Genomic DNA, 20,521 nt, shown 5'->3' with positions numbered 1-20,521 from the left:
GGTGAGTGTCGACAAATAGGGATAGAGAGGGAGGATTTTGTTTGGTGAAATCAAGGAACCAGGCATGGAGACGGACTCTCGCGGTTGCTGTGGCAGCGGGCTTAACGGTGATGCCTTTGTCCGCGGTTGCTTCTGCGGCAGATAGCGGGACTACGGTTGAGCTGCGGATTATGGAGACCACTGATCTGCATGTGAACATTGTGAACTATGATTATTTTGCGGACAAGCCTACCGACGAGTACGGTTTTGCCAAGACGGCAACATTGATCAAGCAAGCTCGGGAGGAAGCGGCGAACAGTCTCCTGTTCGATAACGGGGACTTGATTCAAGGCAACCCGCTTGGCGACTATGTCGCTACGGTGGACCCTCTGAAGCAAGGGGAGACGCATCCGGTGTATAAGGCGCTTAATCTGCTTGATTACGATGCAGGGAATATCGGGAACCATGAGTTCAACTATGGGCTTGATTTTCTAAAGACGTCGCTTGGCGGAGCGGACTTTCCTTACGTAAATGCGAATGTTTATATCGATGACGGCGATAAAGACGAGTCCAACGACAAGAACTATTTTACCCCTTATCTAATTCTCGACAAGGAAGTGAAGGACGAGACCGGCGCCGTTCATAAGCTGAAGGTTGGCGTTATTGGTTTTGTGCCGCCGCAGATTCTGCAGTGGGATAAAGCAAAGCTGGAAGGCAAAGTTATTACGAAGGATATCGTGAAGACCGCCGAGAAATTCGTGCCGGAGATGAAAGCCAAGGGAGCCGATATTATTATCGCGATTCCGCATTCCGGCTTTGAGGATATTCCGCAGACGGAACAAATGGAAAATTCGGTGCTCTATTTAAGCAAGGTGAAGGATATTAACGCGATTCTGTTCGGCCATGCCCATAAAGTGTTTCCGGACAAGTCGTTCGAAGGCAAGACCGGCGTTGACCCGACAAAAGGGACGATTAACGGAGTGCCGGCTGTAGAACCGGGCTTCTGGGGCAATAACCTTGGTATTATTGATCTGACGCTGCAGCTTGCGGACGGCAAATGGACCGTTGCGGATTCGAAAACATCGGTGAAGCCGATCTTCGATACGGTGAACAAGAAGCCGCTGGTTGACGCGGATCAGGAGGTTCTGGATGCGGTAGCCGAGGATCATCAGCATACGCTGGATTACGTGCGTGGACCTGTTGGTACAACCACGGCGCCTATTAACAGCTTTTTTGCTCTGGTGCAGGATGACCCGTCCATTCAGATCGTGACCAATGCGCAGAAATGGTACGTGGAGAAACAGCTTCAAGGAACCGATTACGAAGGGATTCCGGTCTTGTCGGCAGGAGCGCCGTTTAAGGCTGGCGGACGGCAAGGCCCTGCTTATTACACCAACATTCCAGCGGGCAGCATCGCGATTAAGAATGTAGCCGACCTGTATTTGTACTCCAACACGGTGAATGCCGTCCTTGTAACCGGAGCAGAACTGAAGGAATGGCTGGAATGGTCGGCAGGCCAGTTCAATACGATTGACCCGGCTTCGACGGAGAAGCAGGAGCTGATCAACTATGACTTCCCTACTTATAACTTTGACGTTATTGACGGGGTGACGTATCGGATCGATGTGTCTAAGCCCGCGAAATATAAAGCTGACGGTACGGTATCAAACGCGAAGTCCAGCCGGATTGTGAGCCTGAAATTCGATGGAAAACCAATCGATCCGGCGAAGAAATTCGTTGTTGCATCAAACAACTACCGCGCTTCGTCGAACAAGTTCGCAAATCCGGACGGTAAGCGGATTATATTGTCTTCGCCGGACGAGAACCGCCAGGTCATCATTGACTACATCCGCTCGTTCAAGACCATTAACCCGACAGCAGACGGCAACTGGTCGCTTGCGCCGATCAATGACAAGGTGAATGTAGCCTTCAAGACTTCGCCGGACGCGAAAGCTGCGGCGAAAGCGGTCAAATCTCTTTCTTACGTAGGCCCAACGGAAGACGGCTATTCGGAATTCAAACTGAGCTTTGCGACCCCGGCAACAACCGTTCCCGAACCGCCTGCGAAGCCGGAACCGCCTGCAAAACCTGATCCGAAGCCGGAGGCTCCAGGCGATATCGTCTACACCGTGAAAAAGGGCGATACATTATGGGCGATTGCCGATAAATACGGCACAACCTGGCAGAAGCTTGCGAAATACAATAAGCTGAAAAATCCGGACCGGATTTACATCGGCCAGAAGCTGCTTATACCGGCGGTTAAATAAGAGGTAAATGAAAGATGGCTCCCGAATATGTTCGGGAGTCATTTCATTTATCTGCTTAAAAGGAGCGGTTATGATGCATGAATTGTATTTGCGCAAGGAAGGGACTTCCCATCGCGATTCCAGTTGGGACAGAATCGGCGGCAATCGGGATTTCATGGAGATTAAAGCCGGAACGACGGCAGTCATCTCCGATATTGAAGGCTCCGGGGTTATCAAGCATATCTGGATGACGATTGGCGCCCGGGATAAATACGCTTTCCGTAAAGTGCTGATCCGCATGTATTGGGATGGAGAGGCTGAACCTAGCGTGGATTCCCCTGTTGGCGATTTCTTTGGGGTTGGGCATGGCGTGGCCAGCCACTACGTGTCCATGCCGCTTAATATGATTACGACGCAAGGCGTTGTGGAGAATAAAGCGGCCATGAACTGCTTCTTCGAAATGCCCTTCCGTCAAAGCGCGCGGATCGAGATCGTAAACGAGTGCGAGAACGATACGGTGCTCTACTTCTATGTGGACTACGTGAAGCAGCCGGTGTCCGAGGACAGCTTCTATTTCCATGCCTCATGGAGAAGGGAGAATCCGACCAAGGGATCGGCGAATCTTGACCAGCTTAAGGCGGAGCAGGACCAGCAGCATAAACCGAATTACGCGCATGACGATAAGGTATGCGAGATTAAGAATCTGACGGGCGACGATAATTACGTCCTGCTGGATGCCGAAGGCGAAGGCCATTATGTAGGCTGCAATCTGAGCATTGATCACATCAATCCCGTTCCGGGCTTCAGCTGGCCGGGCGAAGGAGATGACATGTTCTTCATTGACGGCGAACCGTGGCCGCCGCGCCTGCATGGCACGGGGACGGAGGATTATTTTTGCGCCGCTTGGGGTTATCCGTCCGGCCAATACTACGCACCTTACCACGGCTTGTCGCTCTACGCGCCCATTCGGGAGAACGGCGATGCGTGGAAGGAAAGCAATACGATCTCGTTTAACGATTATTCCGGCAAAATGACGCAATACCGCTATCATATAACCGATCCGATTATTTTCAGAAAATCCATCCGCTTTAGTATTGAGCACGGGCATGGCAATTGTCAGGCCAACGACTATTCGTCCGTTGCGTATTGGTATCAGCGCGAGCCGCATAAGGCTTTCCCGGAAATGCTGCCGGTAGAGCTTCGTCTGCCGCTTGCCGAGAAGGAAAGCGCGAGACGGTTCTACCGGACATTCTAAATTTTATTAATGAACAGCTCATTCGAGGATGAGCTGTTTTTTTGGTATTGTCCATCCGTCCAGGTTGCGTTAGTCTGTAGAAAGAAACAGGTACAGCATGCCGTGACATGCGGCAAGAATGGGAGAACCAGGGCGATGACAGGCAGAAGCAGCGCCGGACGGCGCAACGTAGGCATCTTCGCGCATGTGGACGCGGGGAAAACAACAACGACCGAGCATATGCTGTTCGTCAGCGGACGGACGCGTGCGCTTGGCAGCGTGGACGCGGGGACGGCATTAACGGATTGGATGGATGTGGAGAGGGAGCGGGGCATCTCGGTACGGGCGGCAACGACATCCTTCGTATGGCGGGATACAACGATTAATCTTGTGGATACGCCGGGGCATGTCGATTTCCTGTCGGAGGTCGAGCGTTCGCTTCGGGTAATGGACGGTGCCGTGCTGATCGTATCCGCGGTTGAAGGCGTGCAGGCGCAGACGGAGATGATCTGGAGCGCGCTGCGCAAGCTGGGTATTCCAACGATTATTTATATCAATAAAATGGACCGGATCGGCGCTGACCGTGAAGCGGTATTGCGGGATATCCGCAGCTATCTGACGCCGGATTTCATAGAGGTGCAGCATCCGATCGGAAGCGAGCAGCAGTTCGCGGGCTCGACGGATTCGTGGGGAACGGATGCCGATGAGGAAGCAAGGACCGCATTGGCGGAAGCGGTTGCGGAACGAAACGAGGAGCTGCTTCAGCAATATATAAGCGGCGAAGCCGAGGATTGGAAAAGCCATGCTACCGGGATGACGAAACGGGCGGAGCTGTTCCCGGTGTTGTACGGCGCATCGGGCAAAGGAATTGGCGTCAACGAGCTGATGGATGCCGTCATCGATTATTTGCCTGAGTCTGGCGGGAATCGGGAAGCGCCGCTATCGGGCATAGTGTTCAAGATTGAACGCGACAAGACGATGGGGCGCATGGCGTTTGTCCGGCTGTATGAAGGGACAATGCGCAACCGGGACGTGATTCGGAATTATACGCAGAATATCGAAGAAAAGGTAACGCAAATCCGCAAGGTGGAGGGCAGCCGCTCAGAGGATCTGGGCATGCTGGAAGCAGGCGATATCGCGGCCGTATGCGGCATGTCGCATGTGAGGATCGGCGATATTATCGGCGTTCCGGGTGCCGTGCCGGAGGAAGTGCGGCTTGCGGTGCCGCTGCTTACGGTACAGGCGCATTGGGCCGATCAGCAGCAGTATCCCGCCGCTGTGGCGGCGCTTCAGGAGCTGTCGGACGAGGATCCGCTGCTCGATGTGCAGTGGCTGCAGGATGAGCGGGAGCTGCACGTGAAGGTGATGGGGCCGATTCAGCTCGAGATTCTGACAAGCGTGCTGGAGAACCGGTATGGTCTGCAGGTGAGCTTCGGCCAGCCATCGGTCATCTACAAGGAGACGCCAAGCCAGCCTGGCGAAGGCTATATTGCGTATCTGATGCCGAAGCCGTGCTGGGCAATACTTCGGTTCCGCATCGAACCTGGCGAGCGTGGCAGCGGACTGCTATACGAAGCGTTTGTTCGCTCGGAGGATCTGCTTCCGCAATACCAGAACGAGGTGGCAAGACGAGTGCCGGAGGCGCTGCAGCAGGGGCTGAAGGGCTGGGAGGTTGTTGACCTGAAGGTTACGCTGATCGAAGGCCAGCACCATGTGTGGCATACGCATCCGCTTGATTTTGTCGTGGCGACGCCAATGGCTATTATGAACGGGCTGGATTCGGTCGGCACAAAGCTGCTCGAGCCGGTGCTCCAATTCCGCATCGTTGTGCCGGAGGAAAACGGAGGCCGCGTCATGAACGATATTGTCCTCATGCGGGGGACGTTCGAGGCGCCGTCGCTGCAGGGTGACCGGCTTCTTATCGAAGGGCGCGTGCCGGCGGCAACGTCGCTCGAATACTCGATGGAGCTGAACTCGCTCACGAAGGGGCGCGGCACGATGGCGACCTTCTTCGCCGGGTATGAGGAATGCCCGCCGGATGCAGCGGCGGAACGGACGCGCCGCGGCGTGAATCCGCTGGACCAGTCCAAATATATATTAAGCGTCCGCAAGGCGCTGCAAGGATAAGAAAAGCTGGCCGTTTCCCGGTACAAGGGGGCGGTCAGCTTCTTTTTCAATAAACATAGTAGACAAGCAGGTAAGTCGCAGCCGAGAGCAGCACGGTAGCGGCTGCCATCGCGGCAAGCGGGCGCAGCGCTTTGTCTTTCAGGGCGCGTAAATCCACGTTCAGGCCAAGACCAACCATAGCCATCGCGAGCAGGAACGACGGGGCTTTCAGCAGCTGATCGGTTACGTGGGCCGGCAGCTCAAGAGGTGTACCGGGGGTCAGGCTTCCGAAGAGGCTCATAGCCGCAAAGCCAAGCAGGAACCACGGGAAGGCAATGGTTGTTCCGGAGGCGTTATTGCCCCTGTTCTTGCGCTTCATGATCAGCATCAGAATAAAGCTGACCGGCACGAGCAGCAGCACCCGGCTTAGCTTCGCAAGCAGACCGGCGTTAACGGCGTCCTGGCCTGCTGCGGCGGCAGCCAGGGGCACGTGGGCGATCTCATGAAGCGTAAGACCGCTCCATATCCCGTATTGCCCGGCAGTAAGCGGAAGCATCGGCTGAAGCACGGTATAGCCGATTGCGGCGGCCGTGCCGATCAAGGCGATTAGACCGGCGCTGACCGCGGTGTCTTCGTCGCGGGCTTTCACGATGGGGGATACGGCTGCAATAGCCGCCGCTCCGCATATGCCGGTGCCGATGCCAAGAAGCAGGGACAGCGGAGCATCGGCCTTCAGCAGACGGGCGATGCCGAGTGTTAGGCCAATCGCAAGGATGATCGTTACGGCACCTTGCAGCAGGAGGGCCGGACCTTGGTGGAGCAGCAGGCTGATGTTCAGCCGCAGTCCGCATAATACAATAGCGAGACGCAGGAGATGCTTCGAAGCGAATTGAATGCCTGCCCGGAGTCTCTCCGGGTATCCTAGAAATTGACGGGCGATAATGGTGCCCGTCAGCGCCAGGGCCATCTGACCGAGACGGTCAAGTCCCGGCACGCGGGCCAGCTCATAGGCGGCTGTTGCGACCGCGGCCGTCAGCAGAAGGCCGCACAGCCAGTTGAGCGGCTGGAGGAAACGTTTATTTTTAGGAGTAAAGGTAGAATGGGTTAACGTACTCATCTGTCATCACCTCGGCGTTTGATGTTGGTTGATGAGTTTAGTTTAACCAGATCTTTACGATAAGAAAAATAAATAGTTATAATAATTATAATAATAATTCACTTATGATGGAGGTTGATTGGCATCGTGGATCAGTCGTTGCTTGTCTTTATGGCGGTCGCAGAAATGCGTAATTTTACGCGTGCCGCAGAGGCGCTTCATATGACTCAGCCGGCAGTGAGCCAGCATATTCAAGCGCTGGAGAACAATATCGGAACCAAGCTGCTCGACCGCAGCAATAAGCATGTCCGGTTGAGCAAGGCAGGGGAGATTGTATATAGGCATGGCAAGGAGATAGAAGGGCTGTATACACGCATGCAGCGGCTGGTGGACGATCTGATGCATAACGCCAGCGGCTTGCTGTCCATTGGCGCCAGCTATACGTTTGGGGAATACGTGCTGCCGCATGCCATCGCGTACTTGCAGGCCAACTATCCGCTCATTAAACCGACCATTACAATCGGCAACACGAAGGAGATCAGCTCGCTTGTTGCCGGGGGGCAGCTGGATATCGGCATTGTGGAAGGCGAGCTGGAGCACGGGAAGCTGTACGCCGAGTCTTTGGCCAAGGACCGGATGTATGTGGTGACGGCTTTATCCCATCCTCTTGGCGCTGCTGACGATATTGATGCCGCAAGGCTGCAGCAGGAGATCTGGATCGTTAGGGAAGAGGGCTCGGGGACACGGGAAGTGACCGAGCGGATGTTCCTCGAGCAGGGGCTGAACCCGGAGAACCGCATGGTATTTGGCAGCACGCAGATTATTAAGGAGTCTGTTGAAGCGGGCCTTGGCATCTCGTTATTGTCCCATTGGGCAGTGCGCAAAGAGATTGCGCTTGGCACCATCAGCAAGCTGACCGTTGGCGGCAGACCGGTCGAACGCGATTTCTCGCTTTTGACCGGATTGCATCAGCAGCATACAAAAGCGGCAGAGGTGTTTATCGGGATTTTGCGGGAGCGAAAGGGCTGGCCGGAGCAGGCCTAAAAGAAAGAAGGCTGTCCGCCTCGTCATTAGATGCGAGGTGAACAGCCTTCGGTACGAATCTTAACCTTTAGCAGCGGCCTTCTCCGCAGCCACCTTGCGGCGGTACTCCAGAGCCGGCAGACCGCCCCAGCCCCAATTATCGGTATCGACTTCTTCAATAACAACAAAGGTTGATTCGAGCGGCTTATTCAGTACGTTAAGCAGTACTTCGCTGACGCCCTTAATAAGGGCGGCTTTCTCTTCCGCGGTGATCGAATCCCGCTCAGTTGACGTGCCTTCGCGCGTGACTTGAATATTTACGATTGGCATAATCCTCTTCTCCGTTCATTTTCGATTTTGTTTGCTATTGCTTACTGCTGCGTCAACGCATGGACCAAATCCGAAGGGGATTGCAGACCGGATAGGGCAAACTTTTCGTTAATCACATAGAAAGGAACGCCCCGGATACCCAGCTGCTGCGCATCGCGCTGTCCTTCTTCCACCTTCTCTAGCCCTTCTCCCTTAAGAAGTCGCACTTTAAGAGCATCGCGATCATCCGTGACCCCGCTTGCCTGCGCTATTTCCGTAAGCGTGTCCACATTGCCAAGGTCCAATCCTTGCTCAAAATAAGCCGTGTATAGATTCACAATTAAATTCGACTGCAGGCGCTCCGGCGTAATCGCGATCAGCTGATGCGACAATTCCGTATTTGGCGTTACTTTTACGAGATCCATATTGTAATTCAAGCCGAAACGAGCGCCGCTCTGGTTATACTGCTTCATTCTTGCTTCGAATTGCGCTTCACCGCCCAAACGGCCGATCATGACCTTCCGGTAGTCCTCGCCTTCCTTGCGAATGCCGGGGTTCAACTGGTACGCATGGTATCGAACCGTAGCGTTTATGCCTTCGGGAAGCTCCTTTAGCGCGGTTCTCAGGCTAGCATCCCCCATTCGGCACCAGGGACATACCGTATCCATAAAGACGTCGATCGTTACGTTTTTCATTTGGTCACCGCCAAAGGTTTCACGGTTCTAAGATGTTCGACGTAGGCTTTGCTGCTTTGAGCCAGACGCTCAGGCGTTACATCGGATGTGTCGTTCACCGTGAAATGCGGCAGGTAGACAGCGCTGATGAAACGCGCGCTCGCTTGAAGCGGCGCCAAAATTTGCTCCAGCGTAAATCCGTTGGAACCGGCTGGCTGATACGAATCCGCCGTGCCGTAAGTCGAGATCGCGGCTCCGATTTCTTTGCCTTTCGTTGCGGTAGCTTCAGGACCGTAAGCCCAATTGTACTGCAGCACGGAATCGAACCATCTTTTAAGAAGCGGCGGCGTGCTGTACCAGTAGAGCGGGTATTGGAAAATGATGCGGTCATGCGCTTCCACGAGCTGCTGCTCCCGCTGAACGTCGATGTTCTCGGTTGGATATTCCTTGTAAATATCGTGAATCGTGATGTCGCCTTGTTTCTTCAGCTCCTCGACCCATGCTTTGTTCCAGTTGGATGATTCCAAGTTAGGATGCGCTACGATTACGAGTGTTTTCATTTGATTTTCTCTCCATTCGTTTGTTGGTATAAAAGCTTTTATCTATCTACTAAAAGGTAGATAAAGTGGTGAAAAAATATCCGCTTTGCCCGTTAAGTTAAAGCGGATATGACTCCATCGGCAATAATCGTAAACCGGTTTACATCCCGAAAGCTTCTTGCCAGCAGCTGAGCCCCTTGAAGAGAGGCCAAAATGATATGAGCCTGCAAGCTTGCCGCGCCTTCAAAACGCAATTCCCCTTCACGGCGGCCTTCTTCCAGAACGCGCTCCACCCACGCTAAGTTGGCGGTAAAGAAATCCGCCAGCCTTGCCCCAACCTTCTCCGAAAGGGTAGCCAGATCCGAAGAGAGCATTACGCTCAGGCACGTGCAATAACTATCGACCGGAATACTGAAGATATTCACGTATTTGCGTATCTTATCCAGATTGTTCTGCGTATCGGCGTCAATTTGAGCAACGGTAGCCAGGAATCCCTTATGATACCGGGTAATCAACGCTTCCCCTAGATCCTCCTTATTCGGAAAATGGTAATGGATGCTTGCTGTGCGGATACCAACCTTCTCTGCGATGTGCGCATAGCTGAAGCCGTTAAAGCCAACTTCCTGCACAAGCGCTTGGGCGGTATCAAGAATCAAATCTGCCGTGTTTTTATTGTTGTTCATGTACGCATTCTACCTTTCAGTAGGTATAAAAGTCAATATCCTGTTCCATCCAGATTTTTGAATGTTTTTTTATTTCGGCCCGTGCGAATCCGTCTGCCTAAGGCAAACGGTATAGGGCAAACGGCTCGCCATGACGGAATGAACGGCTTAATGTATCCAGCTCGTCTAGTGCCGCCGCATCAAGCGGGAGCTCCACGCTGTCTAGATTATGCTCCAGCTGCTCCGTGCTGGTAGCGCCAACGATAACGGTGGAGACGGCAGGCTGCTTCATCAGCCAAGCCAGGGACAGGACGCTGGCGGAACAGCCAAGCTTACCAGACAGCTCGCTGACCTGGCTTCCCAGCGCAAGATTGTTCTCGCCGAAGAAACGGGTGAAGCCCGGGTTGGTCGCAGCGCGCGAACCGGCAGGAGCTTCTTCGCCCGCGCGGTATTTGCCGGTCAGGATTCCGCCGGCCAACGGGAAGTAAGGGATAATGCCTACGCCTTGATCGAGGCATAGGGGCACAAGCTCGCGCTCCGGCGTCCGGTCAGCCAGGGAATAGCTCGTCTGTGTGGAGACGAATCGGTTCAGGCCTAGGCGGTCGCTAAGCCCAAGAGCCTTCATCAGCTCCCAAGCGGCATAATTGGAGGCGCCGATATACCTGACTTTGCCGGACCGGATCATATCCTCGAGCGCCCGCAGCGTTTCCTCAAGGGGTGTCTCCGGGTCAAAGGTGTGGATTTGATACAGGTCAACGTAATCGGTCTTGAGCCGTTTCAGGCTGTCTTCCAGCTCCAGCATCAGATGGTAGCGGGAGGAGCCTTTCGCATTGGGACCTTCTCCTCTGACGAGCCCGGCTTTGGTTGCCAATACAACCTCATGGCGTCTGCCCGCAAGCGCTGCGCCGATGATGGCTTCCGAAGCCGTTGCCGAGTAAATATTAGCCGTATCGATAAAATTGATTCCGCGGTCGACGGCCGCGTGAAGAATACGCGCCGAAGCGGCTTCGTCTGCCCGCGAACCAAAGGAGTTCGTACCGAGGCCTAACGCGGATACCTTCAGTCCGCTTCCTCCCAGCCGGTTGTATAACATCGTTAAGGTCATCCCCTTTTCTTGAATCAAAAATAATGTTGCAGTTAGTATAGCAAAATGTGGGCATTACAAGCTATATGCGAATCAGGCTTGTCGTGCTATATTTGACATAAAAGTAAAGCGCTTACTTATACTTAAATTAAGGGGATTTTAAGCTGTATCGATTATAGTAGCAGTATAGAGCAACATTTTGTCCGAAGGGGATGGGGAAAATGACGCGTCTGCCAGTTACCTACTCGATTATCGTGCCGGTCTGCAATGACGAGGAATCGCTGTTTGGCGCATACAAGCGCCTGAAGCAAATCATGAAGCCTGCCGCCGCCAGCTACGAATTTATTTTTGTCGATAATTACAGCACAGATCGGTCGGCTGATATGCTGCGTGTCTTTTGCGCGGCGGATATCCGGGTGAGAGTTATCTATTTGTCGGCCCGCTGCGGCCATGCTGCCGCGATCGCGGCAGGCATTGACCATGCGGTAGGCTCGGGAACCGCCATTATGGAAGTGAAGCCGGTAGACCGCAAAGCAGATATGGCCGAGCTGGCAAGCCCGAATCCGGCCTATACGATCCGGACGATGGAAGGCTTTACTCACTCCCCGTTGTGGGAATCTATTCCTGCCGGCTAGAAGCTACAGCCAGGCGTTCAGCTGCTGCCGCAGCTTCTCCGAGACCGGAGTGAGCGGCAGGCGGATATGATCCGAGGCTATGATGCCCTGCCGGGCAAGAAGATATTTTAACGGAGCGGGATTTGGCTCCTGGAACAGCAGACGGATCAAGGAAAGCAGAGCACCGAAAGACTGCCTGCTTGCTTCAAGCTGGCCTTGCATGAGCTGCTCATACACCTCTACGAAAGCCGTTGTCCGCACGCTAGCGGATGCGAGCATGCCGCCGGCTGCGCCGCAGCACAACATGGCGTGGAGGTAAATATCTTCTCCGCATAATACCGGCTTGTGGTCACCGCTGCTTGCAAGCTCGATCATCAGCTCGATTCCGCCGGAGCTGTCTTTGATCCCGATGACGCCGTCCAGGTCCAGAATGGCACGGACCGTATCCGGAGCAAGGCGTATTCCAGTGCGCGAAGGAATCTCGTAAGCAACGATCGGCAGGCCCGTGCTTGCTGCCTGTCTGTAGTGCTCGATGATGCCCTCCTGGGAAGGACGGCTGTAATAGGGCACAACAACAAGGGCGGCATCTGCGCCAAGCTCTCCGGCAACAGCTGTTTTCCGCACGGTGGACGCCGTATCGTTAGTTCCTGTCCCAACAATGACGGGACGGTTCATTGGCTCGCAGACAGAGCGTGCGGCTGCCGTAAGCGCCGCCATTTCCTCTAGAGTTACCGTCGGGGATTCTCCCGTTGTTCCGTTTACCACAATACCGTTTACGCCATCCTCAACCAGCTGCTTCACATAGGATTCGAATGAACGGATATCCACTTCTCCGCCAGTCCCCATAGGCGTTACCACAGGTACGTAAATTCCTTTCAGATCTTGCTCCGTTAGCATTTCCAGCGCCTCCCGTTTGTAATTATGAATTCTGTCTTTACTGTAGCATGGCTGAAGTATTACAGTTATCTATAATGATTCATGACTGGCATCAATAATTTTAATAATTAGGCACAAGCCGAGGTGGAAGCATGGAGCTGGTTTATTTGCAGACCTTTTGCGAGGTAGCGAGAAGGCGGAGTATTACGCGCGCCGCGGAAGAGCTTGGTTATGCGCAGTCCAGCGTAACCATTCAGATTCAGAAGCTGGAGAAAGAATACGGAGCGCCGCTGCTGGAGCGGTTCGGCAGACAAATGCGCCTGACGCCGCCCGGCGAGAAGCTGTTTGCGCTAGCCGTTCAGATGCTGGAGCTGTACGAGCAATCGAAGGAAACGGTAGCGGGTTATGCGGGAGGTACGCTTGTGATCGGCGCTATCGATTCGCTGGCGGCTTATTTTCTGCCTCCTTACCTGCAGAAGCTGCGCCAGCTGTTCCCCGAACTGACCATCCAGCTTCAGCCGGACCGCGAATCGCGCATCATCGGCAAGGTGAAGGACGGCGAATATGATATCGGGCTGCTGCTAGACGCCAAGCCGGCCGATGCGTCGCTGGAATGCCGGCCGCTGCGGGAGGAACCGCTGGTATTAGCTGCGCCGGCAGGTCATACGTTTGCTAATCGCCCCCGGATTGAGCTGCAAGATTTGAGCGGCGTGGAGCTCATCATGTCGGAGGAAAGCTGCGTATACCGGGGCATGTTCGAGAAGGTGCTGCGGGAGAGCGGGATCGCCTTTACCGCCTTGTTCGAGCTCGGCAACCCGGAGGCGGTGAAGCAATGCGTCGTGAACGGTCTGGGTCTCGCGCTGCTGCCCCGCATGGTTGTCGCGGAAGATATTCGGCAGGGACGAATAGCCGCTCTTCCGTTCACCCATCCGGAAATCCGCTTTGACCTGCAGTATATGATTCATCCCCGCAAATGGATGTCCCAGCCGCTTCAGGCTTTTATAGCCCTGCTCCGCGAAGGCGGGGATCATAAATAAAAGGACGCGAGGCTGCTCCTCCACAGGTGCAGCCTCGCGTCCTTTCGTATTCACTTTTATTATTCCGGATGATTATGAGTAGCCGTACCAACCGTATAAGGCGATGTAATGCCTTCGTACATCAAATGCATCGTCATGCCTGCCGCCGCATGGGCGAGATTATGGCAGTGGTCCATCCACAGTCCCGGATTATCGGCCACAAAAGCGACTTCATAGATCTCTCCCGGAGCGGTATCAAGCGTATCGGTCCACCAGGGACTGCCGTCAACGGCTTCGCCGTTCCGCGACAGGACCAGCATATGATGCCCGTGAAGATGCATCGGATGCTCGACGGCACCGCGGTTAACAATCGTTGTTTTCACAAGCTCGCCCTCGCGCACCATAAACATCGGCGTATCCGGGAATACTTTGCCGTTAATCGTATAGTTGAGCGCAAACTTGCCGTTAAAGAAGCCTAGCTGGTTATCCAGCACCATCGTAAACTCGCGGTCGAAATGGCTGTTTGCATTAAAAGGCGTTGCAGCCGGCGTCCCGTAATGGGTCGGGTCGAAGATCGGCAGGTCAGCTATTTGCTTAGGCAAATCGCCTTGCCCGTCCGGACTCATCACGATGCCGAGCTTACCGCCCAACCCCACGTTTAAGGTAACCGGCGTGTCCGGCATGGTGAAGGTCACGTCGTATCGGCCGCCCGTAATCAGATCAAGTCTGATATTATTCAGATCCTGCGGTTCATGAAGCTCCGTCCCGTCAATGGCCGCTACTTTAAAAGAGGCTCCGAGCAGCGTGTAAGACTGCCGGACCCAGTCATCCGTATTGATCAGGCGAAGACGTACGGGAGTTCCCGGCGCGATCTTCGCATGCTGGATGCCTTCGTTATCTCCAATGGCAACGCCTCGGTGATCCCAGATATGGGTTATTACCGTGATATCCTTCGTACTGGGTGGCATTCCTTCCTCGGGCTCTACCACCAGCGGGCCAAACAGCCCTTTTTCTACGGCTTCCTGCGAATCCTGATGGGAATGGTACCAGAAGGTGCCGACCTGATTGGCTACGAACCGGTACGTATAGGTCTCGCCGGGCATGACGGCATTTTGCGTTGCTCCGGCTACGCCATCCTCCGCATTGGGGACATCAAGGCCATGCCAGTGCAGCGTTACGCCTTCCTCAATGTCTTTGTTAATCAGCTTGACCTCGACCAGCTGTCCCTTCTTGAAACGCAGCTCCGGTCCGGGAGATTGACCGTTATAGGTCCAGGCCTCTACCGTTCTTCCGGAAGCCAGCGTAATGGTCTTCTTCTCGGCAGTCAGCGTAAAAGATACATCGGCTTTTCCTTCCGCCGGTCCTGTCAGGCTGTCGACTGAGATCTCCTTCACGGGTTCGGCAGAAGCGATAACGGCAGTGCCGTGATGATTATGGGCAAGAGCCGTACCCGTACCGTTGTCCATCCGACCATCCGTCATGGAGATCGTCTCGGGCAGCTTGCTGTCCTTTAACCCTCCGTAGAACGGGATGCTGCCTATTGCCAAGACAACCGCCAGTACGGCCATCCTGCGCAGGAACCGCATCAGAGGACGGTTAACCGGCTTTGTTCCGGTCAGGCTTACTCTTGAGCTTCGGTTAAGATGGGTCAGCCACAGGATCATGCCGGCGATAAGAAGCAGTACCAGCGGAATTGTTCCGTTCATGACGTCGAACGGAATCGTGGTCGTGAACGTCCAATACATGCCGGTCAGGGAGCCAAGCGCTACGAATTGGTAAGGCGCAACAAGCGCGGGCTGCGAAGCCCGGCTCAGCAGTCTGACGTCAAGGGGCGCTTCCGTCTTGCGCATGGTCGCCTGCCGGATGCGGCGAAGGCGGGGGAGAGCGCCAAGCCATATCATTAGCATCGGAAGAATGAGGACGGGCGGAACGAGCAGGCGGTCCCGCCAGAAGACGGAATCCGTAACCGCCATAAGCCAGATGATGCCTGCAAGAACACCCGCGCAGGAGATGGACAAGAAGACGGCCCAGGTTATTAATTTGCGTGCTTTTCGGTGCAAATTCGCCTCTGATCCGCTGAATAGCAGGGCGGACGCCTTGTTGCCGGCAATCCAGGCGAGCAGCAGGGTAAGAAGCAGGAAGCCCCTTGCCACGCTAATAGCTGCAAAATACATACAATCGATTCCTCCGTCCCGGACATTGCCGCGGAAAATAGTGCATCGGATTCCAAGAAGCCAAACAAGCTATCCTGTCCGCGATGTGATAATATAGTCATAGTTCATTGTAGCGCGGGCGGACACCCGCCTTAACCGCCCTGAGAATGGACTCGAACTGGACTTTGGGCCGGGAGAAGAAACGTTGGCCGGCGGTTAGCCGTACAAGAATGAATAAATATACGCTTACGAAGCAAGAATTGCACGAATGGTTGAAGAACAACCATTTGAATATACAATTCTTTAGCTAATGCTTACGAAGTAAGAATTGCACGAATGGTTGAAGAACAACCATTTGAATATACAATTCTTTCAAGGAGGTGAATGCATTGTTAGAGCTGCAGGATTTAATCCCTTATTTTTTCTCGATCAGTATTTTATGTTCGATGGCTTATCTGGCGTATTTTGCCCATCAAAGCGTTGACGCGGAGTTTAATACCTTGCTGAAGCGGGTTGTATGGGAGCCGATTGTTCCGATTGTCGTGGTCATCAGCAGGCTGGAGAGGATCCAGCACTGGCTGGCCCGAAGGATTAAGCGTAAAGAAGCACCGGATGGTGAATCAGCGGATTGTTGCGCTTCGTTTGTGGAGATTACAGAGCACGCACACAAACGAGGAGGCTATTATGAGCAAAAACAATGCATTCACCGTTTTTACTAAAAAATACAGAATTCTCGCAGCCATCGCGATTCTTGTGATCGTCAGCGGCTGCGGCGCAAAAGGAACGATTGATTCCGATACGCCGGGCTTTTTTAACCACTACGTCGTTTTCCCGTTCTCGTATCTGATTCAGCACATTGCTTCCTTCTTTGGCGACAGCTACGGCATGGCCGTTATCGTGATGACGCTGCTCGTGCGGATCGTCCTCTTGCCTCTCATGCTGCGGCAGTATAAAGGCCAGCAAGGCATGAAGCAGAAGATGAGCGTCATTCAGCCGGAGCTGAACAAGCTGAAAGAGAAGTATAAAGAAAAGACGCCCGAGAATCAGGCCAAGCTGCAAAAAGAAACCATGGAGCTCTACAGCAAGCATCAGTTTAATCCGATGGCGATTGGCTGTCTGCCCATGCTCATTCAAATGCCGATCCTGACCGGTCTCTATTATGCGATCAAGATGACGCCGGAGCTTGCCCAGCATTCGTTCCTGTGGTTCCAGCTCGGCACGCCGGATCACATTCTGCCGTTCCTCGCCGCAGCGATTTATTACGTGCAGTTCCGCGTATCGCAGATTGGCATGGACTCTGCCCAGCAGAAGCAAATGGCGATGCTAGGCTTGCTCTCGCCGGTGATGATGGGGATTTTCTCCTTCAGCGCTCCGGCTGCGGTGCCGCTGTACTGGGTTGTCGGGGGAACGTTTATGATCATCCAGACGCTTGTGTCGAAGAAGCTTTACCCGACGCTGCCTGCAGCGGGAGTTAATGAAACACCAGCGGTTTCGGCAAAATAATTTGTATGAGATAAAAGCAGAAGGACGCATAACCTGTTTGTACAGGTTGATGCGTCCTTTTATTTTCCCGTATTTGGCTCTATTTCGCCGTAAGGGGCTGTTTACCTCACTCCGTAAATGCTATACTTGATATAGCTCCTTAACGCGAGCCGTCAGTCGGTCCGCTGGGAGGCGGCGCTGTTGCGCCATTTTTCGGATACCTATCGATCAGTTTACTTGTTGCATCCGGCAAGACGATTTGCGGCATCTCCTCTGTAAATAAGCCGAATTTCGGATCGATATCTCTCTCCGTAACGAGATCATCCTTGTTGTCCATCGCCCGTTCACACTCCCTTTTTTCAGCTCCTGCCGTTAGATTGCCCTATATTTTCACTTACCATTACGATTACATAAGGTCTTGCACGAGCCTGTCCGGTATATTTTTTGGTATACCTGCCTGCCCGAGGTTACAATAAAAGGAGGATATGGCTCGGAATATTGATTGAAAAAGGAGGCGTTTTTTCGATGATGAAACATTTTCCGGCAAGTGCCCGCCATTCTGTCGATTTGGGATGGCTCCGCAGCGCGATGAGCTTCTCGTTTGGGGAGTACTTCGATCCCGACAACTCGAGCTTTGGCGTCATGCGCGTATTAAACGATGATACGATCGCGCCGGGTCGCGGCTTTGGCGCGCATCCTCACAGCGAGATGGAGATCGTGACGATTCCTCTGACGGGAAGGCTGAAGCATGAAGATAACCTTGGCAATATCGAAGTAACATCGGCAGGCGAAGTTCAGCGCATGTCGGCGGGAACGGGAATTATTCACGCGGAATACAACGATTCAGATACAGAGGAAGGCACCTTCCTGCAATTGTGGTTTATGCCGAAAGAACGGGGGCTCGCTCCCTCCTACGAAATGGCCAGCTACGATGAAGCGAAGCTGCAGAATGCGCTGCTGCCGGTTGTGACGCCGGATGGCGCAGGAGATACGGCAAGCATCAATCAGGATATGACGATTTATCTGGGCCGGCTGCAGCCGGGCAGAAGGATCTTTTTTAATCAGAAAACCGGACGACGCGCTTTTGTCATGGTGTTGGAAGGAAATCTGAATGCGAATGGCATTGCGATGGGACCCAAAGATTCGATCCGCGCGGAATTCGAGCCCGATTTTGTGCTGTCCGCCGAAGAATCCGCCTTTGTGATGCTGATTGATCTGCCATAAGGCATGCTTGCGAAATGTGGCTGAAAGAGAGCTATATGCTTTTTAGGAGGGTTCAACCATGAAAGAACAGTTACTCATCAAACACGCCGTAGGCGGCCGGACTTTTCTGGATTCATCCAAGCAATCGGTGTCTTACGAAGTGACGCATGAAGCGGGGCAGTGGCAATTCGACGTGCATACTCCAAAGCATGACGGAATAGATGAGATCCTGAAGTGGAAGCAGGAGCTGAATGTTTTTATTTTCCGGACTTACGACGACGGTCGTCCTACTCTAAAGATCTGGTATTCGGTTGCGGCGGATACGGTTAAATACGATGCGGCAGGGGAAAAGCTGACCTTTATCGCGGTTTCCTGCATTGAATATATTCCGAATGAATTCGGCTATAAGCTATAAAGGAAGTACCTGGAAATTAATTCTACATATCACAAGCTCTTTCGCTTCCTGTTGGAGGCGGGGGAGCTTTTTTTGTGCCTGCTCGGCCGTTTAGAAATATTATGTATGAAATCGACGGTTATAGGCACTCTAAAGTGACGGGGCTCATGGAGTCCGTACCAGATTAATCTGTAGAAGGAGGCATACATACCTATGTATAATAGGAAAAAAATTCAGGAAGATATCCCGGAGGTCGTGACGAAAATTTGGTCATGCGCAAGCGAGGACTGCAATGGCTGGATGCGAGCCAACTTCTCTTTTGACCAGACGCCGACCTGCGTATTGTGCCAATCTCCCATGATCAGCGGGGAGCGGATGCTTCCTCTGATCGTGAATTTGAATGATTCCGTAAAGCTGAGTGCCGTCGTCAATACGGCCGAATAGTTGGATCGCGCGGGAGGATGCCTATAGAGGCATCCTCTTTTTTTGTTTCCTTGACAGGGATGGGAATCGTCATTAGAATGGTTGCGACAAAACGGTTCTGGAGTGGTTGTCTAATGGGAAATGATAAGGATTTCGCGCAGGCAAAGGCACCAAGAGCGGTCTTATGGATGGCTTTGCTGCTTGGTTCGTTGTCTGCTTTTGCTCCTCTCTCCATCGATATGTATTTACCGGCTTTGCCGGAGCTTGCGGATGATTTCGGCGCGGGGACGTCGATGTCCCAGCTTAGCTTAACGGCCTGCCTGCTGGGCATTTCGCTGGGTCAGCTGTTTATCGGACCGATCAGCGATGTCAGGGGCCGGCGGAAGCCCTTGTTAATTGGACTTATCGTTTATATGGCGGCTTCGATTCTATGCGTAGCGGCGCCTTCCATCGAGACCTTTGTCCTGCTGCGCTTCGTGCAGGGCTTTGGCGGCGCGGCGGGAATCGTTATCTCGCGCGCGGTCGTCCGGGATTTATTCGAGGGAGCGGGAATGACAAGGTTTTTCTCGATGCTGATGCTGGTGAACGGGGTAGCCCCAATCGCGGCTCCGATTGCCGGGGGACAGATCCTGAAATGGACGGAATGGCGGGGCGTGTTTATTGTTCTGACCGTGATTGGCGCGGTGATGTTTGCGGCGGTATGGTTCGGGATGAAGGAATCCCTTCAGGAGAAGAACCGCTCACAGGGCGGGGCTCGCAATATACTGACGAAATTCCGCGGATTGCTGACGGATCGCGTCTTTATGGGCTACGCGCTGACGCAGGGCTTTGTGGTAGCGGCGATGTTCGCCTACATCTCGGGCTCGCCGTTTGTGATTCAGAACCTGTTTGGCGTCTCGCCGCAAGGCTACAGCTTGTGCTTTGCCATTAACGGGCTTGGCATTATCGCGGCCAGCCAAATCGCCGGGCGTCTTGCCGGTAAGGTGAGCGCGCCGAAGCTGCTTGTTGCCGGACTTAGCCTGGCGTTTGCGGGCGGTCTGGCGTTGCTCGTTTCGATTATAGCCGGCTGGGGGTTGTTCGCCGTGCTTGTGCCTTTATTCTTCGTGGTGGCCAGCGTCGGGATTGTGCAGACGGCAAGCTTCTCGCTTGCGATGCAAAACCAGCAGCAGGCGGCAGGCAGCGCATCGGCGCTGCTTGGTTTGCTGTCCTTTGTTTTTGGCGCCTGCATGGCGCCGCTTGTTGGGCTTGGCGGCAGCGAAGCCGCGCTGCCGATGGGGATGGTTATCGCCGCGGCGGAGACGGCGGCTGTGCTCAGCTATGTGCTGCTCGTTCGCCGAGCGCGCTCGCGCTAGGGCAGCCGCCACGCTTATTAAGCACAGCTGCAGATGTAGGCGGCGATAAAGACCCC

The 20,521-nt window shown here is 53.9% G+C and carries 21 protein-coding genes; 12 read left to right on the top strand and 9 right to left on the bottom strand.

Annotated features, from left to right (window positions below):
- Nucleotides 1-44 precede the first annotated feature (44 nt).
- The 3 genes from PJDR2_RS29875 (at nt 45) to PJDR2_RS29865 (ending at nt 5,586) form a co-directional block, all read left to right on the top strand.
- Nucleotides 45-2,246 (top strand): bifunctional 2',3'-cyclic-nucleotide 2'-phosphodiesterase/3'-nucleotidase, encoded by a 2,202-nt coding sequence (locus PJDR2_RS29875; protein WP_015847480.1) that lies wholly within the window; start codon nt 45-47, stop codon nt 2,244-2,246.
- Nucleotides 2,247-2,316: 70 nt separating this feature from the next.
- Nucleotides 2,317-3,480 (top strand): glycoside hydrolase family 172 protein, encoded by a 1,164-nt coding sequence (locus PJDR2_RS29870; protein ID WP_015847479.1) that lies wholly within the window; start codon nt 2,317-2,319, stop codon nt 3,478-3,480.
- Between the two features lie 135 nt (nt 3,481-3,615).
- On the top strand, nt 3,616-5,586 hold the full coding sequence (locus tag PJDR2_RS29865; RefSeq protein ID WP_015847478.1) for a GTP-binding protein: 1,971 nt from the start codon (nt 3,616-3,618) through the stop codon (nt 5,584-5,586).
- A gap of 46 nt (nt 5,587-5,632) precedes the next feature.
- Here PJDR2_RS29865 and PJDR2_RS29860 read toward each other — a convergent pair whose 3' ends face one another.
- Nucleotides 5,633-6,682: a YeiH family protein gene (locus tag PJDR2_RS29860; protein WP_015847477.1), complete on the bottom strand. Its 1,050-nt coding sequence runs from the start codon at nt 6,680-6,682 to the stop codon at nt 5,633-5,635.
- A 126-nt stretch (nt 6,683-6,808) separates the two neighbouring features.
- Between PJDR2_RS29860 and PJDR2_RS29855 the strand changes: the two genes are divergently transcribed.
- Nucleotides 6,809-7,705, top strand: coding sequence for a LysR family transcriptional regulator (locus PJDR2_RS29855; RefSeq protein ID WP_015847476.1), 897 nt, complete (start codon nt 6,809-6,811; stop codon nt 7,703-7,705).
- 60 nt (nt 7,706-7,765) lie between these two features.
- Here the strand turns inward: PJDR2_RS29855 and PJDR2_RS29850 are convergent, their stop codons facing one another.
- The 5 genes from PJDR2_RS29850 to PJDR2_RS29830 all read right to left on the bottom strand — a co-directional run bounded on the left by PJDR2_RS29850 (nt 7,766) and on the right by PJDR2_RS29830 (nt 10,961).
- On the bottom strand, nt 7,766-8,014 hold the full coding sequence (locus PJDR2_RS29850) for a tautomerase family protein (protein ID WP_015847475.1): 249 nt from the start codon (nt 8,012-8,014) through the stop codon (nt 7,766-7,768).
- Between the two features lie 41 nt (nt 8,015-8,055).
- A complete protein-coding gene (locus PJDR2_RS29845) occupies nt 8,056-8,688 on the bottom strand; it encodes a DsbA family oxidoreductase (RefSeq protein ID WP_015847474.1) in 633 nt (210 codons plus the stop codon).
- Complete coding sequence (locus PJDR2_RS29840) at nt 8,685-9,227, bottom strand: NAD(P)H-dependent oxidoreductase (RefSeq protein WP_015847473.1); 543 nt, start codon at nt 9,225-9,227, stop codon at nt 8,685-8,687. The genes PJDR2_RS29845 and PJDR2_RS29840 overlap by 4 nt, the downstream gene beginning before the upstream one ends.
- Nucleotides 9,228-9,319: 92 nt before the next feature.
- Complete coding sequence (locus PJDR2_RS29835; protein WP_015847472.1) at nt 9,320-9,889, bottom strand: TetR/AcrR family transcriptional regulator; 570 nt, start codon at nt 9,887-9,889, stop codon at nt 9,320-9,322.
- Between the two features lie 97 nt (nt 9,890-9,986).
- Nucleotides 9,987-10,961, bottom strand: a complete 975-nt coding sequence (locus PJDR2_RS29830) for an aldo/keto reductase (RefSeq protein ID WP_015847471.1) — start codon at nt 10,959-10,961, stop codon at nt 9,987-9,989.
- Between the two features lie 212 nt (nt 10,962-11,173).
- Here PJDR2_RS29830 and PJDR2_RS29825 point away from each other — a divergent pair, with 212 nt between their 5' ends.
- Entirely contained in the window at nt 11,174-11,587 is a 414-nt protein-coding gene (locus PJDR2_RS29825; RefSeq protein ID WP_015847470.1) for a glycosyltransferase, read from the top strand.
- Nucleotides 11,588-11,590: 3 nt separating this feature from the next.
- Here the strand turns inward: PJDR2_RS29825 and dapA are convergent, their stop codons facing one another.
- Entirely contained in the window at nt 11,591-12,463 is an 873-nt protein-coding gene (gene dapA / locus PJDR2_RS29820; protein ID WP_015847469.1) for a 4-hydroxy-tetrahydrodipicolinate synthase, read from the bottom strand.
- Between the two features lie 131 nt (nt 12,464-12,594).
- Here dapA and PJDR2_RS29815 point away from each other — a divergent pair, with 131 nt between their 5' ends.
- On the top strand, nt 12,595-13,479 hold the full coding sequence (locus PJDR2_RS29815; RefSeq protein WP_015847468.1) for a LysR family transcriptional regulator: 885 nt from the start codon (nt 12,595-12,597) through the stop codon (nt 13,477-13,479).
- A 59-nt stretch (nt 13,480-13,538) separates the two neighbouring features.
- Here PJDR2_RS29815 and PJDR2_RS29810 read toward each other — a convergent pair whose 3' ends face one another.
- The gene (locus PJDR2_RS29810) at nt 13,539-15,632 is read right to left on the bottom strand and encodes a multicopper oxidase family protein (RefSeq protein WP_015847467.1); all 2,094 of its coding nucleotides are present in this window, start codon (nt 15,630-15,632) and stop codon (nt 13,539-13,541) included.
- Nucleotides 15,633-16,000: 368 nt separating this feature from the next.
- Between PJDR2_RS29810 and PJDR2_RS29805 the strand changes: the two genes are divergently transcribed.
- Nucleotides 16,001-16,330 carry a hypothetical protein gene (locus PJDR2_RS29805; protein WP_015847466.1) on the top strand — a complete coding sequence of 110 codons (330 nt, stop codon included), beginning with the start codon at nt 16,001-16,003 and terminating at the stop codon, nt 16,328-16,330.
- A complete protein-coding gene (yidC, locus tag PJDR2_RS29800; RefSeq protein WP_015847465.1) occupies nt 16,296-17,114 on the top strand; it encodes a membrane protein insertase YidC in 819 nt (272 codons plus the stop codon). Before PJDR2_RS29805 ends, yidC begins: the two co-directional genes overlap by 35 nt.
- Before the next feature lie 139 nt (nt 17,115-17,253).
- On the opposite strand, the gene PJDR2_RS33345 is transcribed toward yidC, so the two are convergent.
- Entirely contained in the window at nt 17,254-17,430 is a 177-nt protein-coding gene (locus PJDR2_RS33345) for a hypothetical protein (RefSeq protein ID WP_015847464.1), read from the bottom strand.
- Between the two features lie 188 nt (nt 17,431-17,618).
- On the opposite strand from PJDR2_RS33345, the gene PJDR2_RS29795 reads away from it, so the two are divergent.
- From PJDR2_RS29795 to PJDR2_RS29780, 4 genes are all read left to right on the top strand, one after another.
- Nucleotides 17,619-18,317, top strand: a complete 699-nt coding sequence (locus PJDR2_RS29795; protein ID WP_015847463.1) for a pirin family protein — start codon at nt 17,619-17,621, stop codon at nt 18,315-18,317.
- Between the two features lie 58 nt (nt 18,318-18,375).
- Nucleotides 18,376-18,711, top strand: coding sequence for a hypothetical protein (locus tag PJDR2_RS29790; RefSeq protein ID WP_015847462.1), 336 nt, complete (start codon nt 18,376-18,378; stop codon nt 18,709-18,711).
- Nucleotides 18,712-18,903: 192 nt separating this feature from the next.
- A complete protein-coding gene (locus PJDR2_RS29785) occupies nt 18,904-19,134 on the top strand; it encodes a cold-shock protein (protein WP_015847461.1) in 231 nt (76 codons plus the stop codon).
- Between the two features lie 113 nt (nt 19,135-19,247).
- Nucleotides 19,248-20,465: a multidrug effflux MFS transporter gene (locus tag PJDR2_RS29780; RefSeq protein WP_015847460.1), complete on the top strand. Its 1,218-nt coding sequence runs from the start codon at nt 19,248-19,250 to the stop codon at nt 20,463-20,465.
- Nucleotides 20,466-20,521: the final 56 nt, after the last annotated feature.

The sequence above is a fragment of the Paenibacillus sp. JDR-2 genome (assembly GCF_000023585.1).
Lineage (GTDB): Bacteria > Bacillota > Bacilli > Paenibacillales > Paenibacillaceae > Pristimantibacillus.
This window is presented reverse-complemented; position numbering and strand designations above follow the sequence as displayed.

Coding starts and splice junctions, on each gene's coding strand:
- PJDR2_RS29810 (WP_015847467.1), bottom strand. CDS start 15,632: ATGTATTTTGCAGCTATTAGCGTGGCAAGGGGCTTCCTGCTTCTTACC.
- PJDR2_RS29835 (WP_015847472.1), bottom strand. CDS start 9,889: ATGAACAACAATAAAAACACGGCAGATTTGATTCTTGATACCGCCCAA.
- PJDR2_RS29870 (WP_015847479.1), top strand. CDS start 2,317: ATGATGCATGAATTGTATTTGCGCAAGGAAGGGACTTCCCATCGCGAT.
- PJDR2_RS29840 (WP_015847473.1), bottom strand. CDS start 9,227: ATGAAAACACTCGTAATCGTAGCGCATCCTAACTTGGAATCATCCAAC.
- PJDR2_RS29860 (WP_015847477.1), bottom strand. CDS start 6,682: ATGAGTACGTTAACCCATTCTACCTTTACTCCTAAAAATAAACGTTTC.
- dapA (WP_015847469.1), bottom strand. CDS start 12,463: ATGCTAACGGAGCAAGATCTGAAAGGAATTTACGTACCTGTGGTAACG.
- PJDR2_RS29850 (WP_015847475.1), bottom strand. CDS start 8,014: ATGCCAATCGTAAATATTCAAGTCACGCGCGAAGGCACGTCAACTGAG.
- PJDR2_RS29795 (WP_015847463.1), top strand. CDS start 17,619: ATGATGAAACATTTTCCGGCAAGTGCCCGCCATTCTGTCGATTTGGGA.
- PJDR2_RS29790 (WP_015847462.1), top strand. CDS start 18,376: ATGAAAGAACAGTTACTCATCAAACACGCCGTAGGCGGCCGGACTTTT.
- PJDR2_RS29865 (WP_015847478.1), top strand. CDS start 3,616: ATGACAGGCAGAAGCAGCGCCGGACGGCGCAACGTAGGCATCTTCGCG.
- yidC (WP_015847465.1), top strand. CDS start 16,296: ATGAGCAAAAACAATGCATTCACCGTTTTTACTAAAAAATACAGAATT.
- PJDR2_RS29815 (WP_015847468.1), top strand. CDS start 12,595: ATGGAGCTGGTTTATTTGCAGACCTTTTGCGAGGTAGCGAGAAGGCGG.
- PJDR2_RS33345 (WP_015847464.1), bottom strand. CDS start 17,430: ATGGACAACAAGGATGATCTCGTTACGGAGAGAGATATCGATCCGAAA.
- PJDR2_RS29785 (WP_015847461.1), top strand. CDS start 18,904: ATGTATAATAGGAAAAAAATTCAGGAAGATATCCCGGAGGTCGTGACG.
- PJDR2_RS29780 (WP_015847460.1), top strand. CDS start 19,248: ATGGGAAATGATAAGGATTTCGCGCAGGCAAAGGCACCAAGAGCGGTC.
- PJDR2_RS29845 (WP_015847474.1), bottom strand. CDS start 8,688: ATGAAAAACGTAACGATCGACGTCTTTATGGATACGGTATGTCCCTGG.
- PJDR2_RS29830 (WP_015847471.1), bottom strand. CDS start 10,961: ATGTTATACAACCGGCTGGGAGGAAGCGGACTGAAGGTATCCGCGTTA.
- PJDR2_RS29825 (WP_015847470.1), top strand. CDS start 11,174: ATGACGCGTCTGCCAGTTACCTACTCGATTATCGTGCCGGTCTGCAAT.